This is a genomic window from Microvirga zambiensis WSM3693, assembly GCF_016735695.1.
Taxonomy (GTDB): domain Bacteria; phylum Pseudomonadota; class Alphaproteobacteria; order Rhizobiales; family Beijerinckiaceae; genus Microvirga; species Microvirga zambiensis.
This window is the reverse complement of record NZ_JAERQD010000006.1, coordinates 172719-190843: the sequence shown is the minus strand read 5'-3', so window position 1 is coordinate 190843 and position 18125 is coordinate 172719. Positions and strand designations below refer to the sequence as shown.

19 protein-coding genes are annotated in these 18125 nt (G+C 64.8%); 8 read left to right on the top strand and 11 right to left on the bottom strand.

Annotated features, from left to right (window positions below):
* The first annotated feature begins 218 nt into the window (after positions 1 to 218).
* Positions 219 to 884 (top strand): MBL fold metallo-hydrolase, encoded by a 666-nt coding sequence (locus JKL46_RS07365; RefSeq protein ID WP_201831391.1) that lies wholly within the window; start codon positions 219 to 221, stop codon positions 882 to 884.
* A gap of 264 nt (positions 885 to 1148) precedes the next feature.
* On the opposite strand, the gene JKL46_RS07360 is transcribed toward JKL46_RS07365, so the two are convergent.
* Positions 1149 to 2615, bottom strand: a complete 1467-nt coding sequence (locus tag JKL46_RS07360; RefSeq protein ID WP_201831383.1) for a catalase — start codon at positions 2613 to 2615, stop codon at positions 1149 to 1151.
* 96 nt (positions 2616 to 2711) lie between these two features.
* Here JKL46_RS07360 and JKL46_RS07355 point away from each other — a divergent pair, with 96 nt between their 5' ends.
* On the top strand, positions 2712 to 3626 hold the full coding sequence (locus JKL46_RS07355) for a hydrogen peroxide-inducible genes activator (RefSeq protein WP_201831381.1): 915 nt from the start codon (positions 2712 to 2714) through the stop codon (positions 3624 to 3626).
* A 19-nt stretch (positions 3627 to 3645) separates the two neighbouring features.
* Here the strand turns inward: JKL46_RS07355 and JKL46_RS07350 are convergent, their stop codons facing one another.
* Positions 3646 to 4881 (bottom strand): YeeE/YedE family protein, encoded by a 1236-nt coding sequence (locus tag JKL46_RS07350; RefSeq protein ID WP_201831379.1) that lies wholly within the window; start codon positions 4879 to 4881, stop codon positions 3646 to 3648.
* 216 nt (positions 4882 to 5097) lie between these two features.
* On the opposite strand from JKL46_RS07350, the gene JKL46_RS07345 reads away from it, so the two are divergent.
* Complete coding sequence (locus JKL46_RS07345; protein WP_201831376.1) at positions 5098 to 6126, top strand: cysteine synthase A; 1029 nt, start codon at positions 5098 to 5100, stop codon at positions 6124 to 6126.
* Between the two features lie 140 nt (positions 6127 to 6266).
* On the opposite strand, the gene JKL46_RS07340 is transcribed toward JKL46_RS07345, so the two are convergent.
* The 4 genes from JKL46_RS07340 to JKL46_RS07325 form a co-directional block, all read right to left on the bottom strand.
* Positions 6267 to 6725 (bottom strand): hypothetical protein, encoded by a 459-nt coding sequence (locus JKL46_RS07340; protein WP_201831374.1) that lies wholly within the window; start codon positions 6723 to 6725, stop codon positions 6267 to 6269.
* A gap of 129 nt (positions 6726 to 6854) precedes the next feature.
* The gene (locus JKL46_RS07335) at positions 6855 to 7622 is read right to left on the bottom strand and encodes a sulfite exporter TauE/SafE family protein (RefSeq protein WP_201831372.1); all 768 of its coding nucleotides are present in this window, start codon (positions 7620 to 7622) and stop codon (positions 6855 to 6857) included.
* A gap of 135 nt (positions 7623 to 7757) precedes the next feature.
* Positions 7758 to 8297 carry a GNAT family N-acetyltransferase gene (locus JKL46_RS07330; RefSeq protein WP_201831370.1) on the bottom strand — a complete coding sequence of 180 codons (540 nt, stop codon included), beginning with the start codon at positions 8295 to 8297 and terminating at the stop codon, positions 7758 to 7760.
* A 10-nt stretch (positions 8298 to 8307) separates the two neighbouring features.
* The gene (locus JKL46_RS07325; RefSeq protein WP_201831367.1) at positions 8308 to 8907 is read right to left on the bottom strand and encodes a helix-turn-helix domain-containing protein; all 600 of its coding nucleotides are present in this window, start codon (positions 8905 to 8907) and stop codon (positions 8308 to 8310) included.
* A 139-nt stretch (positions 8908 to 9046) separates the two neighbouring features.
* Here JKL46_RS07325 and JKL46_RS07320 point away from each other — a divergent pair, with 139 nt between their 5' ends.
* A complete protein-coding gene (locus tag JKL46_RS07320) occupies positions 9047 to 9304 on the top strand; it encodes a hypothetical protein (RefSeq protein WP_201831365.1) in 258 nt (85 codons plus the stop codon).
* A 7-nt stretch (positions 9305 to 9311) separates the two neighbouring features.
* Here the strand turns inward: JKL46_RS07320 and JKL46_RS07315 are convergent, their stop codons facing one another.
* Complete coding sequence (locus JKL46_RS07315) at positions 9312 to 10862, bottom strand: hypothetical protein (protein ID WP_201831363.1); 1551 nt, start codon at positions 10860 to 10862, stop codon at positions 9312 to 9314.
* Between the two features lie 66 nt (positions 10863 to 10928).
* Positions 10929 to 12077: a TAXI family TRAP transporter solute-binding subunit gene (locus JKL46_RS07310; RefSeq protein WP_201831361.1), complete on the bottom strand. Its 1149-nt coding sequence runs from the start codon at positions 12075 to 12077 to the stop codon at positions 10929 to 10931.
* Between the two features lie 430 nt (positions 12078 to 12507).
* Between JKL46_RS07310 and minC the strand changes: the two genes are divergently transcribed.
* From minC to minE, 3 genes are read left to right on the top strand one after another with little or no spacing between them, the layout of a single operon-like run.
* Positions 12508 to 13176 carry a septum site-determining protein MinC gene (gene minC / locus JKL46_RS07305; protein ID WP_210381292.1) on the top strand — a complete coding sequence of 223 codons (669 nt, stop codon included), beginning with the start codon at positions 12508 to 12510 and terminating at the stop codon, positions 13174 to 13176.
* 17 nt (positions 13177 to 13193) lie between these two features.
* Positions 13194 to 14009, top strand: coding sequence for a septum site-determining protein MinD (minD, locus tag JKL46_RS07300; RefSeq protein ID WP_201831350.1), 816 nt, complete (start codon positions 13194 to 13196; stop codon positions 14007 to 14009).
* Positions 14006 to 14275, top strand: a complete 270-nt coding sequence (gene minE / locus JKL46_RS07295) for a cell division topological specificity factor MinE (protein ID WP_201831347.1) — start codon at positions 14006 to 14008, stop codon at positions 14273 to 14275. The genes minD and minE overlap by 4 nt, the downstream gene beginning before the upstream one ends.
* A gap of 50 nt (positions 14276 to 14325) precedes the next feature.
* Here the strand turns inward: minE and JKL46_RS07290 are convergent, their stop codons facing one another.
* From JKL46_RS07290 to JKL46_RS07280, 3 genes are all read right to left on the bottom strand, one after another.
* Positions 14326 to 15462: a hypothetical protein gene (locus JKL46_RS07290; protein WP_201831339.1), complete on the bottom strand. Its 1137-nt coding sequence runs from the start codon at positions 15460 to 15462 to the stop codon at positions 14326 to 14328.
* A complete protein-coding gene (locus tag JKL46_RS07285) occupies positions 15455 to 16171 on the bottom strand; it encodes a hypothetical protein (RefSeq protein ID WP_201831337.1) in 717 nt (238 codons plus the stop codon). The genes JKL46_RS07290 and JKL46_RS07285 overlap by 8 nt, the downstream gene beginning before the upstream one ends.
* A 173-nt stretch (positions 16172 to 16344) precedes the next feature.
* On the bottom strand, positions 16345 to 16734 hold the full coding sequence (locus tag JKL46_RS07280; protein WP_201831335.1) for a septal ring lytic transglycosylase RlpA family protein: 390 nt from the start codon (positions 16732 to 16734) through the stop codon (positions 16345 to 16347).
* A 439-nt stretch (positions 16735 to 17173) separates the two neighbouring features.
* Between JKL46_RS07280 and JKL46_RS07275 the strand changes: the two genes are divergently transcribed.
* Positions 17174 to 18106 (top strand): DMT family transporter, encoded by a 933-nt coding sequence (locus JKL46_RS07275; RefSeq protein ID WP_201831334.1) that lies wholly within the window; start codon positions 17174 to 17176, stop codon positions 18104 to 18106.
* Positions 18107 to 18125: the final 19 nt, after the last annotated feature.

Genomic DNA, 18125 nt, shown 5'->3' with positions numbered 1-18125 from the left:
ACCTCGCCCGCCTTCGGGCCTTCGATGCGGATGGTCTCGATGGTGAGCGGCTTGCCAGCCTCCCAGGCGACGGCGGCCCTGGTTTCCATGCTCGTGTCCTTTGATGATTCGATGAGGGGACTATGTGAATGCGCCTCGCCGGCGGTCAATAGAAGCGATCTTCGTTTCCCTGGACTTCACAGACAGGACCGCGCGACATATGTCTGCCGTCGAATCCCATGAAGGAGCGACTTGTGTCCGACGTCCGCGCCGCCATCATACCCGTGACGCCCTTCCAGCAGAACTGCACCTTGCTGTGGTGCGAAAAGACCAAGAAGGGCGCGGTGATCGATCCGGGCGGCGATCTCGAGCGCATCCGGGACGCGATCGCGCAAAGCGGCGCGAGCGTCGAGAAGATCATTCTGACCCACGGCCATATCGATCACGCGGGCGGGGCGGCGGAGCTTCGGGACGAGCTCGGCGTGCCGGTCGAGGGACCGCACGAGGCGGACGATTTCCTCCTGCAACGGTTGGCCGAGCAGGGCAAGGCGTACGGTTTCGAGGCCCGTGCCGTGACGCCGGATCGCTGGCTGCATGAGGGCGACACGGTGAGCGTCGGCGATCTGACCCTCGACGTGCTGCATTGCCCCGGCCATTCGCCGGGCAGCGTCGTCCTCGTTTCCCCGGCGCAGCGCTTCGCCCTTGTGGGCGATGTGCTCTTCCAGGGCTCTGTCGGGCGCACCGACCTTCCCGGCGGCGACGGCAAGGTGCTGATCCGCTCGATCAGGGACAAGCTCCTGCCCCTCGGCGACGACATCGCCTTCATCTGCGGCCACGGCCCGATGAGCACCATCGGCCAGGAGCGGCAGACCAACCCGTTCCTGCGGGGCGAGGAGCTGGTTTGACGCTAATCTAACCCCAATGTCATTCCGGGGCCGCGCAGCGGAGCCCGGAATCCATAGCCGCTAACGGTGCAAGAGAAGGCTCAACGCGTCTCATCCGCTCTTGAGACGTCGTGCTTATGGATTTCCACGCCTGCGGCGCGGCCCTTTGGGTCGGGCTCGGCCTCCGGCCGCCCCGGAATGACAGCGCGATACACGGAAAACAAAAAACGGCCCGGGATCGCTCCCGGGCCGCTCGCTTTTTTGCCCCTACGGATTTCTTTTCGATTATTCCGCAGCCTGGATCAGCACGGCGCCCTTGAGGCCCATGCGGTCCGCCACGCCGAGGCCGTAGGCCTTGTCGGCAAGGTAGAAGTGGACGATCTGGCGCTTCACGATTGCCTCCGGCACCCCCTGCATCGCTTCGGCGATGTTGTCCATGAGCCGGTCCTGCTCGTCCGGCGTCATGAGGCGGAACAGGTCGCCCGGCTGCTTGTAGTCGTCGTTGCCGGCGCGATGATCGTAGCGGTCGGCGTCGCCCGAGATCTTGAGCGGCGGCTCGGCCGCGCGACGCGTCTGCACCGGGCCGTTGAAGGAGTTCGGCTCGTAATAGGCGTCACCCCGGTTGGGGATATCGAACAGCATCGAGCCGTCGGCATGGTAGTGATGCACCGGGCAGCGCGGACGGTTGACGGGGAGCGCCTCGTAATGGGTGCCGACGCGGTAGCGGTGCGCATCCGCATAGGCGAAGATGCGGCCCTGAAGCATCTTGTCCGGCGAGAAGCCGATGCCGGGCACGATGTTCGACGGCGAGAACGAAGACTGCTCGACCTCGGCGAAGTAGTGCTGCGCGTTGCGGTTGAGTTCGAGGATGCCGACCTCGATCAGCGGATACTCGCCGTGCGGCCACACTTTTGTGACGTCGAACGGGTTGTAGGAGGTCTTCTCCGCATCGGTCTCCGGCATGACCTGCACGCAGAACTTCCAGCGCGGGAAGTCGCCGCCTTCGATGGCCTCGTAGAGATCGCGCTGCGCGCTCTCGCGGTCCTTGGCGATGACCTCTGCACCCTCGCGGTTCGTCCAGGTCTTGATCCCCTGCATGGACTTGAAGTGGAACTTCACCCAGAAGCGCTCATCCTTATCGTTGATGAACGAATAGGTGTGCGAGCCGAAGCCGTGCATGAAGCGGTAGCCTTGCGGCAGGCCGCGATCCGAGAACAGGATCGTCACCTGATGCAGGCTCTCGGGGCTGAGAGACCAGAAATCCCACATGGCGGTCGTCGAGCGCAGGTTCGTGGCGGGGTGACGCTTCTGCGTGCGGATGAAATCGGGGAACTTGACCGGATCGCGCACGAAGAACACCGGCGTGTTGTTGCCGACGATGTCCCAGTTTCCCTCATCCGTGTAGAACTTCAGCGCGAAGCCGCGTACGTCACGCTCGGCATCCGCCGCGCCGCGCTCTCCGGCGACGGTCGAGAAGCGCAGGAAAGCCTCCGTCGTCTTGCCGATCTCGGAGAAGACCTTGGCCTTGGAATATTGCGTGATGTCGTTGGTGATCGTGAGCGTGCCATAGGCGGCCGAACCCTTGGCATGAACCACGCGCTCCGGAATACGCTCCCGGTTCTGATGCGCGAGCTTCTCGATCAGCTGGTAATCCTGAAGCAGCAGCGGGCCACGCGAGCCGGCGGACAGGCTGTTCTGGTTGTCGGCGATCGGCGCACCAGCCGTCGTGGTCATGGTTGTTGTTTTTGTCATGGTTGTCCCCATTGAGTGGGACGCAAGATGCCGATGCGGTGCGATAAGGTCCAATTGTATTGATTACAAAGTGCGATCAGTTATTCTTATCGCACGATGATCACGCTCCGACAGCTCCGATATTTCGAAACGCTGGCGCGCATGAAGCATTTCGGTCTCGCGGCCGAGCAATGCTCCGTCACGCAGCCGGCCCTCTCCATGCAGATCAAGGAGCTCGAGCGCGAACTCGACGTGGAACTCGTCGAGCGCAAGGGAAACTTCGTTGCGTTGACTCCCATGGGGCAGGAAATCGCCGCCCGGGCGGAAACGATCCTGAATCAGGTGCGGGAATTGTCCGATTATGCGCACCAGCACCACGGCGTCCTGACCGGGCCCCTGCGCCTCGGCATCATCCCCTCGATTGCTCCCTATCTTCTGCCTGACATCCTGACGGAGGTGGGAAGGCAATATCCGGCGCTCGACCTGCAGATCCGCGAGACGCAGACGAGCGCCCTCGTGGAGGAATTGACCCGCGGCGAGCTCGACGCGGTGCTGCTCGCCCTGCCGCTGCAGCAGCCGCAGCTCGAAACCATGGCCCTGTTCGAGGATCGCTTCCTCATCGCGGTGCAGAGCCAGACGGCGCATGATTGGGCGACCGGGGATCTGCGCGCCCGGATCGAGCAGGAGCGGCTGCTTCTTCTGGAGGAGGGCCATTGCCTGCGCGATCAGGCCCTGCAGTTCTGCCACATCGCCAACATGCAGGCCCGCAAGGCTCTCGGCGCTGCCTCGCTCACCACCATCATGCAGATGGTGGCGGCCGGTCACGGCATCACGCTCCTGCCGGAGATCTGTGCGAAGAGCGAGGTCGACCGGCAGCGCGTCGCGCTGATCGAGTTTCCGGAGGACGCGCCGATGCGCATTGTCGGCCTCGCCTGGCGCCGGACCTCGACCCGCAAGAACGACTTCGTCGCCCTCGGCGAGCTGATCAATGCGCTCAAGCGTCAGGAACCGGCAAAGCCTGCCCGCTCCTGACGCAGCGACCGGATCAGGTTCAGCAGCCGGTGAGCTTCACGCGTTCGACTTCGAGGCCGAAGGCGGGGCGCAGGCGCGTGCCGAAGACGTTGCCCGCGAAGGCTGCGACGAGCCAGACCCAGCCATGCACGCTGCCCGAGGCGATGCCGGAGAAATAGGCGCCGATATTGCAGCCATAGGCGAGGCGGGCGCCGTAGCCGAGCAGCAGACCGCCGACGATGGCGGCGATGGCGGAGCGCAGCGGCACCTTCCAGGTCGGCGCGAAGCGGCCGGCGAGCGAGGCGGCGAGCAGGGCACCGAAGATGATGCCGAAATCCATCACCGTGGTGACGTCGTTGAAGATGCTGCTGTTGAGCGCCGCCTTGTTGGCGGGGCTCGACCAATAGGGCCAGCTCGCCACGTCGAAGCCGATGGCGGCCGCAATCTTCGAGCCCCACAGGGCGAAGGCGGAGGTCACGCCCCAGGGACGGCCGGCGAGATAGAGCGTCACGAAGTTGAGGAGGGCAAGGGCGACCGCGCCGGCCACGATAGGCCAGGGACCGCGCAGGAAGCGCGCCAGGCCCTGGCGCGGCGACGGATCCGCCGCAACCAGCCGGCCATGCCGGCGCTTCTCGAACACGACGGTGATTGCGGCGATCAGGGCGAAGACCGCGAGCTGCACGGCCAGCGCCGTCCAGGGACCCCAGGTCTTGACGATCGAGATCGCAGGCAGGCTCGGCAGCGCGACCCACCAGTGGAGATGCGCGGCGCCGATGGCGGAGCCTGCGATGAAGGCCGCAAGCGTGATCACCATGCGCGTCGAGCCGCCGCCGACCGTATAGAGCGTGCCGGAGGCGCAGCCGCCGCCGAGCTGCATGCCGATGCCGAAGATGAAGGCGCCGACGACCACGCCGATGCCGGCGGGCGAGACGTTGCCGGCAACCGGCTGGCCGAACAGGGTGCCGGAGGCGAGGACGGGGAAGAAAAGGATCGAGGCGATCGCCAGCATCACCATCTGCGCGCGCAGGCCTTCCCCGCGCCGGTCGGCGATGAAGACGCGCCAGGCGGAGGTGAAGCCGAAGGCGGCGTGATAGAGCACGAGGCCGAGCGCCGCGCCGAGCACGTAGAGCGCGGCCTGACGCGGATTGATGATGACGCCGAGGAGCGCCGCACCGCCGAGGATGCCTGCGGCGGCGGCCAGGGAAGCGGGAGCGTTGACGGTCAGGCCTGCCCGGTTCCCGGCGGAAAAGGGCGATGCCACGGCGGAGCTGGACATGATCGAACCTCAAGGATTGCAAGCAAATGAAGCGCGAAGGCCTCACGTGCCTTGCGCGAGCAACATGTAGTTCGTTATAAAGAACGTCAAGAGATACATTTTATCCAATATTCACGCTAAATTATGTGAATATTGGATCTGCAGCCGGCGCCTTGATGTCGCCGGCTGCCGCGCGACAATCCCGCTGCCCGTCAAAAAACCGTCTGCGAGTCCACTATGATCAAGTCCGACGTTCCCGCCGCCATCGGCAACACCCCTCTGATCAAGCTCCGCCATGCCTCAGAGCTGACCGGATGCGCGATCCTCGGCAAGGCCGAGTTCATGAACCCCGGACAATCGGTGAAGGACCGCGCCGCGCTCTTCATCATTCAGGATGCTGTCAGGCGGGGTACCCTGCGACCGGGCGGCGTCATCGTCGAGGGAACGGCGGGCAATACAGGCATCGGTCTCGCGCTTGTCGCCAACGCGCTCGGCTTCAGGACGGTGATCGTGATCCCGGACACGCAGAGCCAGGAGAAGAAGGACATGCTGCGGCTCGCCGGCGCCGAGCTGATCGAGGTGCCGGCGGTGCCTTACGCGAACCCCAACAACTACGTGAAGGTTTCGGGCAGGCTGGCCGAGCGCCTCGCTGCTTCCGAGCCGAACGGAGCGGTCTGGGCCAACCAGTTCGACAACGTGGCGAACCGGCAGGCCCATCTGGAGACGACTGGGCCGGAGATCTGGGAGCAGACGGAGGGCAAGGTCGACGGATTCGTCAGCGCCGTCGGCACGGGCGGCACGCTCGCCGGCGTCGGCATGGCGCTGAAGGAGCGCAATCCGAAGGTGGCGATCGCCCTCGCCGACCCGATGGGCGCGGCGCTCTACAGTTATTATACGACGGGTGAGTTGAAGGCGTCCGGCTCGTCGATCACCGAAGGCATCGGTCAGGGCCGCATTACCGCCAATCTGGAAGGTGCGCCGATCGACGTGGCCTTCCAGATCCCGGATGAGGAAGCGATCCCGATCGTCTTCGATCTGCTCGCCCATGAAGGCCTGTGCCTCGGCGGGTCGTCGGGCATCAACGTTGCAGGCGCGATCCGGCTCGCCAAGCAGCTCGGACCCGGGCACACCATCGTCACGGTGCTGTGCGACTACGGCACGCGCTACCAGTCCAAGCTCTTCAACCCGGATTTCCTGCGCTCGAAGAACCTGCCGGTTCCGGCCTGGCTCACGAAAGAGATCAGCATCGATCCGGGGCTCGTCTAGAGCATTTTTCGGCGAAGTGGATCCGGTTCGCCGTCAAAAAATGCGGCAAACCAAAAAAAGAGAGGTTATTCCACGCAAGTGGAAACGGCTCTAGACAAAGGGACGCCGCGTCCGATGCTTCCGGACGCGGCGTTCTTCGATCAGGCAGCCGACGAAGTCGCGGCCTCAGCGCTCGTCGTGGATGGCGTCTCGTCGGGACGCTGCGGCTGTTGCGGGCGGCTCAGATTGGCCGGCGAGCGGTTAGCGGATACTGCCGACGGCGTCGTGGACGAAGCCTTCGCGTGAACGGTGTGAAGATCGGCCTGAATGCTGTCGATCAGATCGACGAGCCAGCTCTCGCCGCCCTGGATGCGTTCGCGCAGGGCGGATTTCGCGATGTCGAGCTTCGCCGAAATCTCCATCGTGTTGCGTGACTGCAGATCACCGAAATCCTTCTCGATGGCGGCCAGCTCGCGCACGAGCTCGTCACGCAAGGGACGCTGATCTTCGACCGTGATCAGAGGCGAGTTCAGCATGCCCCGCAGGGCAGCCCATCGCAGGCCGAGAGCGCTGACGGATTGCGTTCCTTCGAGTCCGGACATGTTTTGGGATTCGGCCACGGGCAGTTCCTTTTCGCGAGAGCTTCAGAATCGGGTCGTCGCAGGAAGGAGCATGGTTGTGGCGTGAATCGGGCAGCAGCCGGCAAAATGCCGCCCGGACTCGTGCTATTTCGAGAATGGTTAGCGAATTCAGCGAATAAAGAAATACAGTGTCAGTGCGGCGCCGACGGCGATGACGAGCCAGCGGATGACGCTCGCCGGCAGGCGGCGGCCGAAGACGACGCCGAGATAGCCGCCGATCACCGAGGCCGCGCCGACGACGAGCGTCTCGGGCCAGCTCACGAGCCCCGCCGCGATGAACAGCACCACGGCGACGAGCTGAATCAAGGTGGAGCACAGATGTTTCGCCGAATTGATCAGGTGAAAGTCGTCGCCTTCGGTGATGGCGAGGGCCGCGAGCATGACGATGCCCATGCCCGCGCCGAAGAAGCCGCCATAGACCGCGACCCCGGTCTGGAAGACGAGGCCGGCAGCCCAGGCCTTCGTCGAGGGATGATGGCCCTCATGCTTGCCGATGGCGCGGGCGAGCGCCACGATCTTCGGGCTCGCCGCAAAGAGCAGGGTGGCGAACAGCAGAAGCCACGGCACGAGCTGCCGGAAGGCCTCGTTGTTGGTCACGGTCAGAATGTAGGCGCCGCCGAGACCTCCGATGAGGCTCACGATCCCGAGCGCGGCAAAGCGTCGGATGTTGGCGGCAAGCTCGCGCCGATAGGCCCAGGCGCTCGACAGGTTTGCGGGCGTGACCGCAACCGCGCTGGTGGCATTGGCGACGACAGGCGGCAGTCCGGAGGCGACGAGGGCGGAGAAGGTGAAGAAGGTGCCGCCACCCGCGATCGCATTGACGAGGCCGGCGGCAAGACCCGAAGCGGCAAGAAGCGCCGCGCTGGATAAGTCCATGATGGTACAGTCTGATGTAAAGGCGGGACCGATTGGTTCGCCGCGGCCATAGCATGGCCGTGAGGCCATGTCCTCTAGGCGATCGTCTAGAGCCGCTTCGCCGAAAAATGCTCTCGGCGGTCATGCGCTGTCGGATCAGGCGGCGGCGAGCAGCTTGTAGAACACCGTCGTGTCGCAGAACCCGCCCTGCGGCCAGAGCGCGTAATTCGGGATGATTCCGGACTTGGTCCAGCCGACCCGCTCGTAGAGGCGCTCCGCATCGCCGCCGGTTACCGTGTCGAGCACGAGCACGGTCTTGCCCGCCTTCCGCGCCGCCTCCTCGGCGGCGAGCATAAGGGCTGCGCCGATGCCGTGCTTCCGGAACCCGCGATGGACGAGCATCTTGGCGATGTCGGCCCGGTGCGGCTGGTTCTCCGGCTGCTTCAGGATCACCTGCACCGTGCCCACGACCTGTCCGCTTGCCCGCTCCTGGGCGATGAGCAGGATGCGCTCGCCTGCCACCACGCCCTCGGCCACGCCCCGCCAGAACGCGTCAGCCCTGTCCCGGGTGAGCGGCAGCATGAAGCTGACCGAGGCGCCGCCCTCGACGCAGTCGATGAGGACGTCGGACAGGGCGCCGACCTGTTCCCCCGCCTCCTGCGGCGCGAGCGTGCGGATGATGAACGGGTCGGTCATGAGGCTTTCCTCAGCGTTGGCCGGCGGGGCCGGCCCGCGTGTCGATGGCGAGCGCCACCACGTAGCGGGCTGGGCGCTCGGATTGATTGCGAAAGATGGTCGGCTGATCGAGGCGCATGGACAGGCAGTCGCCGGTGCCGAGGTGATAGGTGTCGTCGCCGAGGGTGAGGTCGATATCGCCCTCGATCATCCAGATCTGCTGGTGAACCACCGAGGCGCGATGCCCGGTGTCGTAGGCCACGCGGGCTCCCGCCGGAAGCACGACCTCGACCAGCTCGATGGGTGAGGGGAAGCCGGGAGCCGAGAGGTTGCGGCGCATGTAGCCGCTGTCCGGATCGCGCCAAACGCGCTGATCGGCACGACGTGCCAGCGGCGAGGCCCCGGCGCTGTCCTTCTCCGCGAAGAGAGAGGCGAGCGTCACGCCGAGACCGGCGGCGAGCTTGTCCAGCACGGTCGCCGTCGGGCTGCTCTCGCCGCGCTCGATCAGCGAGATCATGGAGCGGCTGACCCCGGTCCGATCAGCCAGACCATCGAGAGTGAGGCCGTTCTCCGCACGCAGATCGCGCAGGCGGGTCGCCAGATGAGTGTTCAGAGCGGAGGAGTGATCCATTAAGATAGACTATGAAATCCAATATATTGGAGTCAAGCGCGTAACGCTGCAGCTTGGCAGCCCTGACGACGTCGGTTTGCTGTGGATCACGCTAGGGCACTCCATTGCCCTTGTGAGAACAAAAGAAGATTTTCAAGGCATGTCGAACGTGATCCCCCTCGCTCCGCGCCTCAAGCAAGGACAGACGCCTGTCGCCGAGGCGGAGGAGAGGGCTGCGCTCGCCGCCGATCTCATCGACCTGATCGAGCGTGTGCGGGAACTGACCGAGCACGTGGCCGGACTGCCGGGCTCCCCGCTGCAGGTCCAGCAGACCGCCCAGCAGCTGCTCGATGCCGGCACGGCTCTCGAGCGGGCCGTGGATTCCCTCACCGAGGGCGGCGAGTGGGTGCCGTTCTAAAACCTTGTTACTTCAGCGCCTCCATGCGTTCGCCGGCCTGAGCGATGCCGAGCGCGCGCGCCTGCGCATAGAGTTCCCGCGCCTTTGCGGCATCGCCGCGGATCCCCCGCACGCCGAGCTTCGACAGCATGTTCGGGTCGAAGGTCTCGGCCAGCAGGAAGGCCGCCCGCGCATGTCCGCTCGCCATGGCCCGTTCGAGGAGGAGGCGGGCGCCGCTCACATCGCCTTTGTTCATAAGCTCTTCCGCGCGCGCCGTCAGCCGGTCCTCGGGCTTCGTGGGTTCGGGTGTCGCAGCCGGCCTTGGTTCGGACGCCGGAGGCGGCAGGACGCGCGCCGGATCCAGGCTCCGCGCTGCGAGCGGCAGCGGCTGGATGCTTTCCGGCAATGCGGCAACGACGACAGCGCTTGTCGTTCTCTCCGGCAGGGCCGGGGCCGCATCGGGAATGGCGGGGCCTGGTGCGCTTGCAGGCGCCGCCGGCAGCGCGGATGTCACCATCACGGCGGTCTCCTCCGGCATGGGAGCGGGGAGCGGCGGCTCAGCGCCGGCCGTCGCGATCCGGAACACGAAGGGGGCCGCGCCCGGACGGAGGGGATCCTGCAGGGCGCGAAGATCGTCCTCCGCATCGGTCAGGGCCTGGGTCAGGATATCGCTGCGGATCTGCGAGCGGGCGACGGCCTTTTCGAGCTCGGCCACCCGGGTCGACTGGGCCGCCAACGTCTCGTTCCTGGAAGCCTGCAGATCGCGCAGTTCCTTCTGCATGCTCGCAAGCTGGCGCGAAGCGGTGGCGCTCTGCTCCCGTTCCTTTCCGAGCAAGGTTTCCAGCTCGGCATTCTTCGATGAACCTGCTGCCTGGTCCTGCTCGCGCGTCGTCCGCAGGCCGCGATTCTCGTCCTGCAGTTTCGCCAGCTCGGCGCGGGCCGCTTCGCCGCGTTCCCGTTCACCCGCCAGCGCCTGCTCGATCTCGGACAGCTTTGCGGATTGCGCTTCCGTCTCGGTATCCAGGCGGGCGGCAAGGGCATTGTGCTCCTGCGTGAGGCTGTCCAGGGTCTGCGAGACGTTGCTGCTGAACGATTGCTCGCGCTCGAGCGCCTGCTGTATATCGGCGAGGTTCGCCGCGGTCGGTGCGAGGGGGCAGGAATCGGAGGTTGCAGCCTGAGCGACCGCGCCTGCAGCCGCAGCGGGCCTGGCCTCGCCGCGTATGCCGAGCTCCTGCAGGGCCTTGACGAAATCCGGGTCCTTGAGATGGTCGGCGAGAACGATGGCCAGGGTACCGACTTCGATCGCTGCGTTGACGCTGTTCTCCGCTGCGGCGACATCGCCCTGTCGGATCAGGGCCTCGAGATCCGCGGCAAGCTGCCTGCGGTCCGGCGAGGTGAGAAGAAGAGGCAGAAGGCTGCGGAAATCGCTCGCGCCGGTCCGGCCGGCGGCAATTTCCAGGGTGGGATCGGGAGGAAGGCTCTGGGCTGCCGCGGGACTAAGAAGTGCAAGGCCGATCAACGCGGATGCCAGCAACTCGGTGGTGAAAGGTCTCAATCCAAAATCATCGTGCCCAATCATGTCGGACCTCCTTCGACGGTCGCCGAAGGCGGTGGATCCGCCCTCGGCTTCGGTCCTGTTGGTTTCTTAATCTTGCCGGGTGACGCGCCGGGGCGCTCTTTGCTTCTCGCCTTGCCAGGCGAGGAACTCACGGAACAGAACCTCACGCTGTTCCGCCGAGACGTTGAGGCCCTTGCTGCTCATGAAGCTTTCGAAGCTCTGGCTCTGGGCCGACGGCTTGCTCGCCATCGCGGCGCGGTCGAGCCATGCCTGGGCCGGCTTCACGCGCTCCCAGCCGGGCACGTCGGCGGCGAGGTTGACTTCCTTCCATTTCGGGTGGCGGCCGGGAAGCAGGAACTCGTCGAAGCGGGAGAAGAAGGCATCGACGAAGCGGCGGACGCGGTTGTAGCGGTCCGAATTCTCTGGCCAGTTGAACACGGCGAGGAGGCTTCCGACGGCAAGCGTATCCACCGGCTTGTCCTTGTCGACGAGTTGCGGATAGTCCGTATTCGCGAGGCTTGCCGGGAAGTAGCTTTCCGCGATCTCGCCTTCGAAGGGAATGGCGAGAAGATGGAAGCGGCCTTCGGTCTGGAACTCGGCGATCGCGCGTACGGGCCGTCCCGCCACATAGACGGCGGCCTGGATCTCGCCCGACTTCAGCTTCGCATAGGACGATGCCTGATCGAAGGTTGTCATCTCCGGCTTGATCCCGAGCTTGCCGAAGATCAGGCGAGAGGTCAGGTTCGTGCCGCTGCCGGCCTTGTCGATATTGACCTTCTTGCCCTCGAGCTGCCGGATGTCCGTGATCTCCCGGCTGGCGATGATATGGACCTCCTCGTTGTAGAGGCGGGTGATGAAGCGCAGGCGCCGCACCGCATCGCCCTGGAGGTTTTCGGCATTCAGCTGCTCGCGCGCATCCATCTGCACGATGCCGATATCGACCCCGCGCAGGAACATGATGTCGCGCAGGTTCTGCAGCGAGCCGCGGCCGATCATCGGCAGCACCCGCAGGTCTTCGCCGTCGAGCACATTGGCGAGGTCGGCGGCGATGCGGATATAGGTTCCGTCGGCCCCGCCCGAGATCACGCCCAGGGTGCCGGAATTCGCGCGGGCCGGATTGAACGGAGCCGTCTGGGCCGATGCGCCGACGATGCCTGAGACGAGGAGGGCTGCGGCAACGGCCAGGCGGCCGAAAAGACTGGATACGGAAGAGAAGGTTTTGACCCGGCCCGACATTCTTCATCCTCCCTGGATGCGCCTCACGGCTGTTGTCGATTTGGATCGCCCGCCTCATCATCGGGTCTTGAAATTAGTCTTAGCAATGATGAAACAAAACGAAACAAAGCTCATCGTATGCCCATGACACAACCGGTCAATTGAGTTTCGCCGTCGAGCTAATACTCAAGAAGTGCTAGGCCGTACTCACAAAGTGCTAAGTGTTATCTTTATATTCCTTGAAAAAGTGGAATTTCTTATTGGGGCAAAATCGAGGCCCAGCGGGTCGGCCGGCGTCTGCGGCATTAAGAAATTTCTGGGTTCTGCGGGACTCCTTTAACGGTCCGTTAACCATAAACGGTCGAAATCATATCCAATTAAAGGAATCTGTACTCCCGTGACCATTGCCGTTCGCAACCGCCCCTCTCTTCGTTTCCGTGGCAGGTCTTTCATGGCCCTGGTCCTCGCGCCAGAAGTGCCTCTGAGGGACTGGCTCGAGGATCTCGACGCCGTCTCGGAGCGTTCGCCCGGCTTTTTCACGGGGCGGCCCATCATCGCCGACGTCTCATCGCTGAAGCCGTCCAAGTCCGAGCTGAAGTTCCTCCTCGCCGCCTTCAAGATGCGCAACATCCGCATCATCGGCCTCGAGGGTGCGGCGCCGGAGAATGTCGATGCCGAGATGCCGCCGCAGATCAACGGCGGCAAGCCCGCCGGCGACATCGATGTGCCGGATGCGGCCAATGCCGCCGTCGCGGCCGCGAGCGCTCCCTTCGCCGATGCGCCGGTGCCGGAGAAGTCGCTGCTCATCGAAGGCTCCGTCCGTTCGGGCCAGTCGATCCTGCATCCGGAAGGCGACGTGACGGTTCTCGGCTCCGTCGCCTCGGGTTCCGAGATCGTCGCGGGCGGCTCGATCCACATCTACGGCTCGTTGCGCGGCCGCGCCATCGCCGGCTGCACCGGCAACGGCAAGGCCCGCATCTTCTGCCGCAAATTCGAGGCCGAGTTGATCGCGATCGACGGACTCTACAAGACCGCTGACGATCTGGGGGGCAAGTTCCTCGGTCAGCCTGTGCAAGTGAACCTGGATGGCGACTCCATCATCCTGAAAACATTGGATTGAGAGAAAGAGAGACGACGATGGCCAAAGTCTTGGTCGTAACTTCAGGCAAGGGTGGCGTTGGCAAGACCACGTCTTCGGCAGCTCTGGGGGCAGCACTGGCACATGGCGGCGAGAAGGTCGTCGTGATCGATTTCGACGTCGGGCTGCGCAACCTCGATCTGGTGATGGGGGCGGAGCGCCGTGTGGTGTTCGATCTCATCAACGTGGTGCAGGGCGATGCCAAGCTCAATCAGGCGCTCATCCGCGACAAGCGGATGGAGAACCTCTCGCTGCTTCCCGCTTCCCAGACCCGCGACAAGGACGCGCTCACGGAAGAGGGCGTCGCCCGCGTTCTCAACGAGCTGCGCGAGAAATTCGACTGGATCATCTGCGACAGCCCGGCCGGCATCGAGCGCGGCGCGACGATGGCCATGCGCCATGCGGATGTCGCCGTGGTGGTGACGAACCCGGAAGTGTCCTCGGTGCGCGACTCCGACCGCATCATCGGCCTGCTCGATTCGAAGACGGAGCTGGCCGAGAAGGGCGGGCGCATCGAGAAGCACCTGCTGCTCACCCGCTACGACCCGGCCCGCGCCGAGCGCGGCGAGATGCTGAAGGTCGACGATGTGCTCGAGATCCTCTCGATCCCGCTCATCGGCATCATCCCCGAGAGCGAAGAGGTCCTGCGCGCCTCGAATGTCGGCTCGCCGGTGACGCTCAACAATCCTGCCAGCGCCCCCGGACGGGCCTATTTCGACGCCGTCCGCAGGCTCAAGGGCGAGACCGTCGAACTGACCATCCCCACCGACAAGAAGGGCCTGTTCGGCAAATTGTTCGGACGGAGGGCCGCATGAATCTCTTGAGTTTCTTCAACCGGCGTACATCCGCGCCCGTGGCGCGCGAGCGCCTGCAGATCCTGCTCGCGCACGAACGCGGCATCGTCGGGGGAAAGCCCGACCTCGTCGCGCAGCTGCGGGAGGAGATCCTCGCCGTCGTCCGCCGCCATGTCATGGTCGAGCAGGACAACGTTCAGGTGAAGATGAACCGCGATTCCGACATCTCCACCCTCGAAATCGAGATCGAGATTCCGGGTCCGGGCCAAGTCGCAGCGAGCGCCTGAGCCTTCGGCCTTGATACCTCCGCGGTCCCCGTCCTGGACGGGGACCTTTTTTATTGCGACGGACCCCACACGCCGATCTTGGCGGCGCGTGCCTTGTCGGCGGCCGCTTTCAGTTCCGGCGTCGCCTCGCCGGTGGGTTTCCCGCCGCCATTGAACAGCACCACCCGCGACAGGTCCTGACCACCGACCTGGCACCGATAGACATCGTTCGATCCCGCCTTCTCGCAGGCGACCTCGCGGCCGTTGAGGTACTGGGTCAGATCCTCCGGCTTGCCCGCGCCCGGCGCCCATTCGACGCCGAAGAGGCGAACCACCTCACCGTTCAGGGACAGGGTCGCCGTGTCGATCACGTCGGGCACGCCGCGCAGCGAAGCGGAGGATGCCGTCGATCCGGTCACCGCCGGTTCCGGGTCGCGGATCGGGCCGGCAGCGGCAAGGTTCGAGGGGGCAGGCGCGGTCGCGCCGGCCTGCGACGTCGTCGCCTCGTCACCCCGGAAGAGAAACGCGCCGACGCCGAGAAGCGCCACGACAGCGACCGCACCGAGCGCCAGGCTCGGCCTCGCCCAGGAGCGCTTCCGCATGTCGCCGAAGGCATTGCGTTCGTCGTCGGCGACGACGGGAATGGCATCGTCCGGCATCCGCTCCTCGGCATTTCCATGCACGGCCGGCGCATCCGAGGCGGCGAAGGAATCGTGCTGATGTGCGCGGATTTCGGGAGCTTCATCCGGCATGCGATGAGCCGAGGCGGGCTCGCTCCGTTCAGCATGCGGCACGGCGCCTGCCTTCGCCCCGGGGTCGAGCGCGAGCCAGTCACGCTTCGGCTTTTCGTGCGGCTCTGCCGCTCCGGCGGCATGGTCGGTGTCGCGCTTCGCCGACCGGAACAACACCGGGTAGCGAACGCGCAACTCGTCCAGAAGATCGTGCAGCGTGAATCCCTGCTCTCGACCGTCCCGTTCGATCGTCCGCGGCTTGCCGTCGTGGTCGATGACCGTGAGCTTCAGCTCGTTGCCGGCTTCCGAAGGGCGCACGGAAGATTCGATGATGAGCTCGAGGGCGCGGCGGGAATCGTCGGTCGGATGGATCCGATCGAGCTCCACTCGAATGACCTCGCGCATCCTCTCGCGCATCTGAGCCCAATGGTGACGGGGATCCGCCGACGAATCGCGGGTGATGGAATCATCATTCATAGGAGGCACCCTCCTGGGTGACATTGCGCTTGCGCTCCTGCCCGAGCAGCGTGCTGTGTTCGGCGACGATGACCGGCCTGTCGCCGATGAAATGGACGATGAGCTGGAGGGCTCCGGTGCCTTGCGACATCCGGCGGCGCTTGGGAGAGGAGGCCGTGAAATCGAACACCGCATGCACGGTGCAGATCTCGCCGGCGGGGTTGCAGGTGGTGCCGATGCCGTCCTGGCGCGGGCGATAATCGCGCTCCGGCCAGCGCCGGACGAAGCGGCGCTTCTCGTTGAAGAGCCGCTGCATGCTCACCTCGCGCCCGTGGAAGAGCACGCGGGGCGCATAGAAGGCCGCCGTTGCCTCGAGCGCTGCTTCGTTCGCGGCCGACCAGGATTCCAGATAATCGACGGCGAAGCTCTTGGCGGCCGCAGCCCGGGCGGCGCGCTTTTCGGCATCGGGGTCCTTCGTCGGCTGTGCGGCGACGGCCGGGGCGGAGGGGGTAGCGGCCGGCGTCTGAGGCTGCGCGGTCTGCGATGGACTGACCGGCGTCGGTGTGGCTGCCTGCGGTGGCGGAGGGACAGGTGCCGGCTTTGGCGGCGCTGCCGGCTGAGCCGGCTGAGAGGAAGCGGCTGGGGCTTCTGCCGGGGGATCGACCCAGGCCCGTCCGTTCTGGGCCGCAGCCATCGGGCCCGATGCCATGGTTAGGATCAGAAGAGTCATTCTCGATGTCAGCGACCGGCCGAACTGCATGCGTTTCCAAAAGCCCTTTGCGGCAAAGGTGACCGGGGAAAAGCGGGGAGAAGGCCTCTCGGTTCCAAAGACCCCCTCCGGCAGGAGGTTCCTGCCGGAGGGGCTTGAAAATGCTTCGGTGATGAAAAGGGTCGTGCTGAAAATTAGAGCTGGGCGACGTCGACGGAGCCGACGCCCGAAATCCCGATGGCCTGGGCCGAGGCCTTGGACAGATCGATGACGCGACCATGGGCATAAGGCCCGCGGTCGTTGATGCGCACCACCACCGACTTGCCCGTCTTCTTGTTCACGACCCGGACCTTGGTGCCGAAGGGCAGGGTGCGATGGGCAGCGGTCAGCTCATTGGTGTTGAAGGTTTCGCCGCTTGCCGTCCGGCGGCCCTGGAAACCGGGCCCGTACCAGGAAGCACGGCCGCTCTGGATCACTTTCCCCGCGGGTTCCGCAGGCTCCGCCTGGACCGCAGGAGAAAAGACAACTGCCGATCCGGAGATGAAAAGGCTGGCAAGAGCGAGCGTTACCTTACGTTGATCCACTATGCATTCCCTTGTCTGTTATGGATGGGATGCAGAATGGAGGCTAATGGGGCAACAATAAGACCATTTATTAATCGTTAACTATGCAGTTATAGCCTGGTGTGAGCACTTTGAGGCGCCTTAAGATTTATTTAAATCTCCAATAGACGTTCAGTAGAGCCCGATTTTCTGAAGTAAGATGGAACTATAGCCTCAGTATGGAACCGTCACTGCGGCCAAGCTTGGGCGAGGAGAAGGCTGGATCGGGGTTTTTGCCATGCTTGAGGCGCAGGTGTCGGAAGGCCGGAGTATGGGCCCATTCATTCAGGGCATGCAATATGTGCCAAGTTTGCACTTCTCCTGGCAAGGAAACGGTATTTTATGGGGGCTATATTACCTCCCAACTCGAGACCTTCAGGCTCGTCGCGCCCGCGCACGAGCCTCATTTTTTGAGTCTTTCATGACCTCCGCTGCCCGGACGACCGATGCCGCCCAACCGGCTGCCGCCAGCCCGCAGGTTTCCTCGCCGCTGCGGGGAATCCTGTTTCTGATCACCTCGACGGTCGTGTTCTCGGTGGCGGATGTGATCACCAAGCAGCTCGCCTCCACCCTGCCGCCGCCGGAAGTGGCCTGGATGCGCTACGTGACTTTCGCGGCCATCATCATTCCTCTCGTGCTGATCAAGGGCGGCCCGGCGCTGCTGCGCTCCCAGCGGCCCGGTCTTCAGGTCTTGAGAGGGCTCGGCATGGTCGGTTCCTCGATCATGTTCATCCAGAGCCTGCCGCATCTCCCGGTCGCCGATGCCACGGCGATCTTCTTCGTCTCGCCGATCCTGATCATGGCCCTCTCCGTCCTCTTTCTCGGCGAGGCGGTCGGCTGGCGGCGCTGGACCGCGGCGGCCATCGGCCTGATCGGCGTCCTGATCATCGTCCGGCCCGGCACGGGTGCCTTCCAGTCGGCCGCCTTCCTGCCGATCCTGAGCGCATCGAGCTGGGCCGTCGGGGCCGTCGTCACCCGCAAGATCAGCGGCGATCAGGCGCTGACGACGCTCGCCTATTCCGCATCCGTCGGCAGCATCGTGCTGAGCGTGCTCATGCCCTTCAACTGGGTGACGCCGAACGGAATCGAGATCGCGCTCGGGCTGTGCATGGGCATCCTGTTCGCGATCGGGCACTGGCTCGTGGTCCTGGCCTATCGCCACGGCAATGCGTCGCTGATCGCGCCGTTCTCCTATGTCCAGCTGATCTGGGCCGGGACGCTCGGCTATCTGGTGTTCGGCACTCTGCCGGATTCATGGACGATCACCGGCGCCGCCATCATCGTCACGAGCGGCTTCTACACCGCCTATCGCGAGCGGCTCCGCGCGCTTCAGCAGAAGTTCAGCGCGTCGTAGGAAAACGGGTCGGCTACTC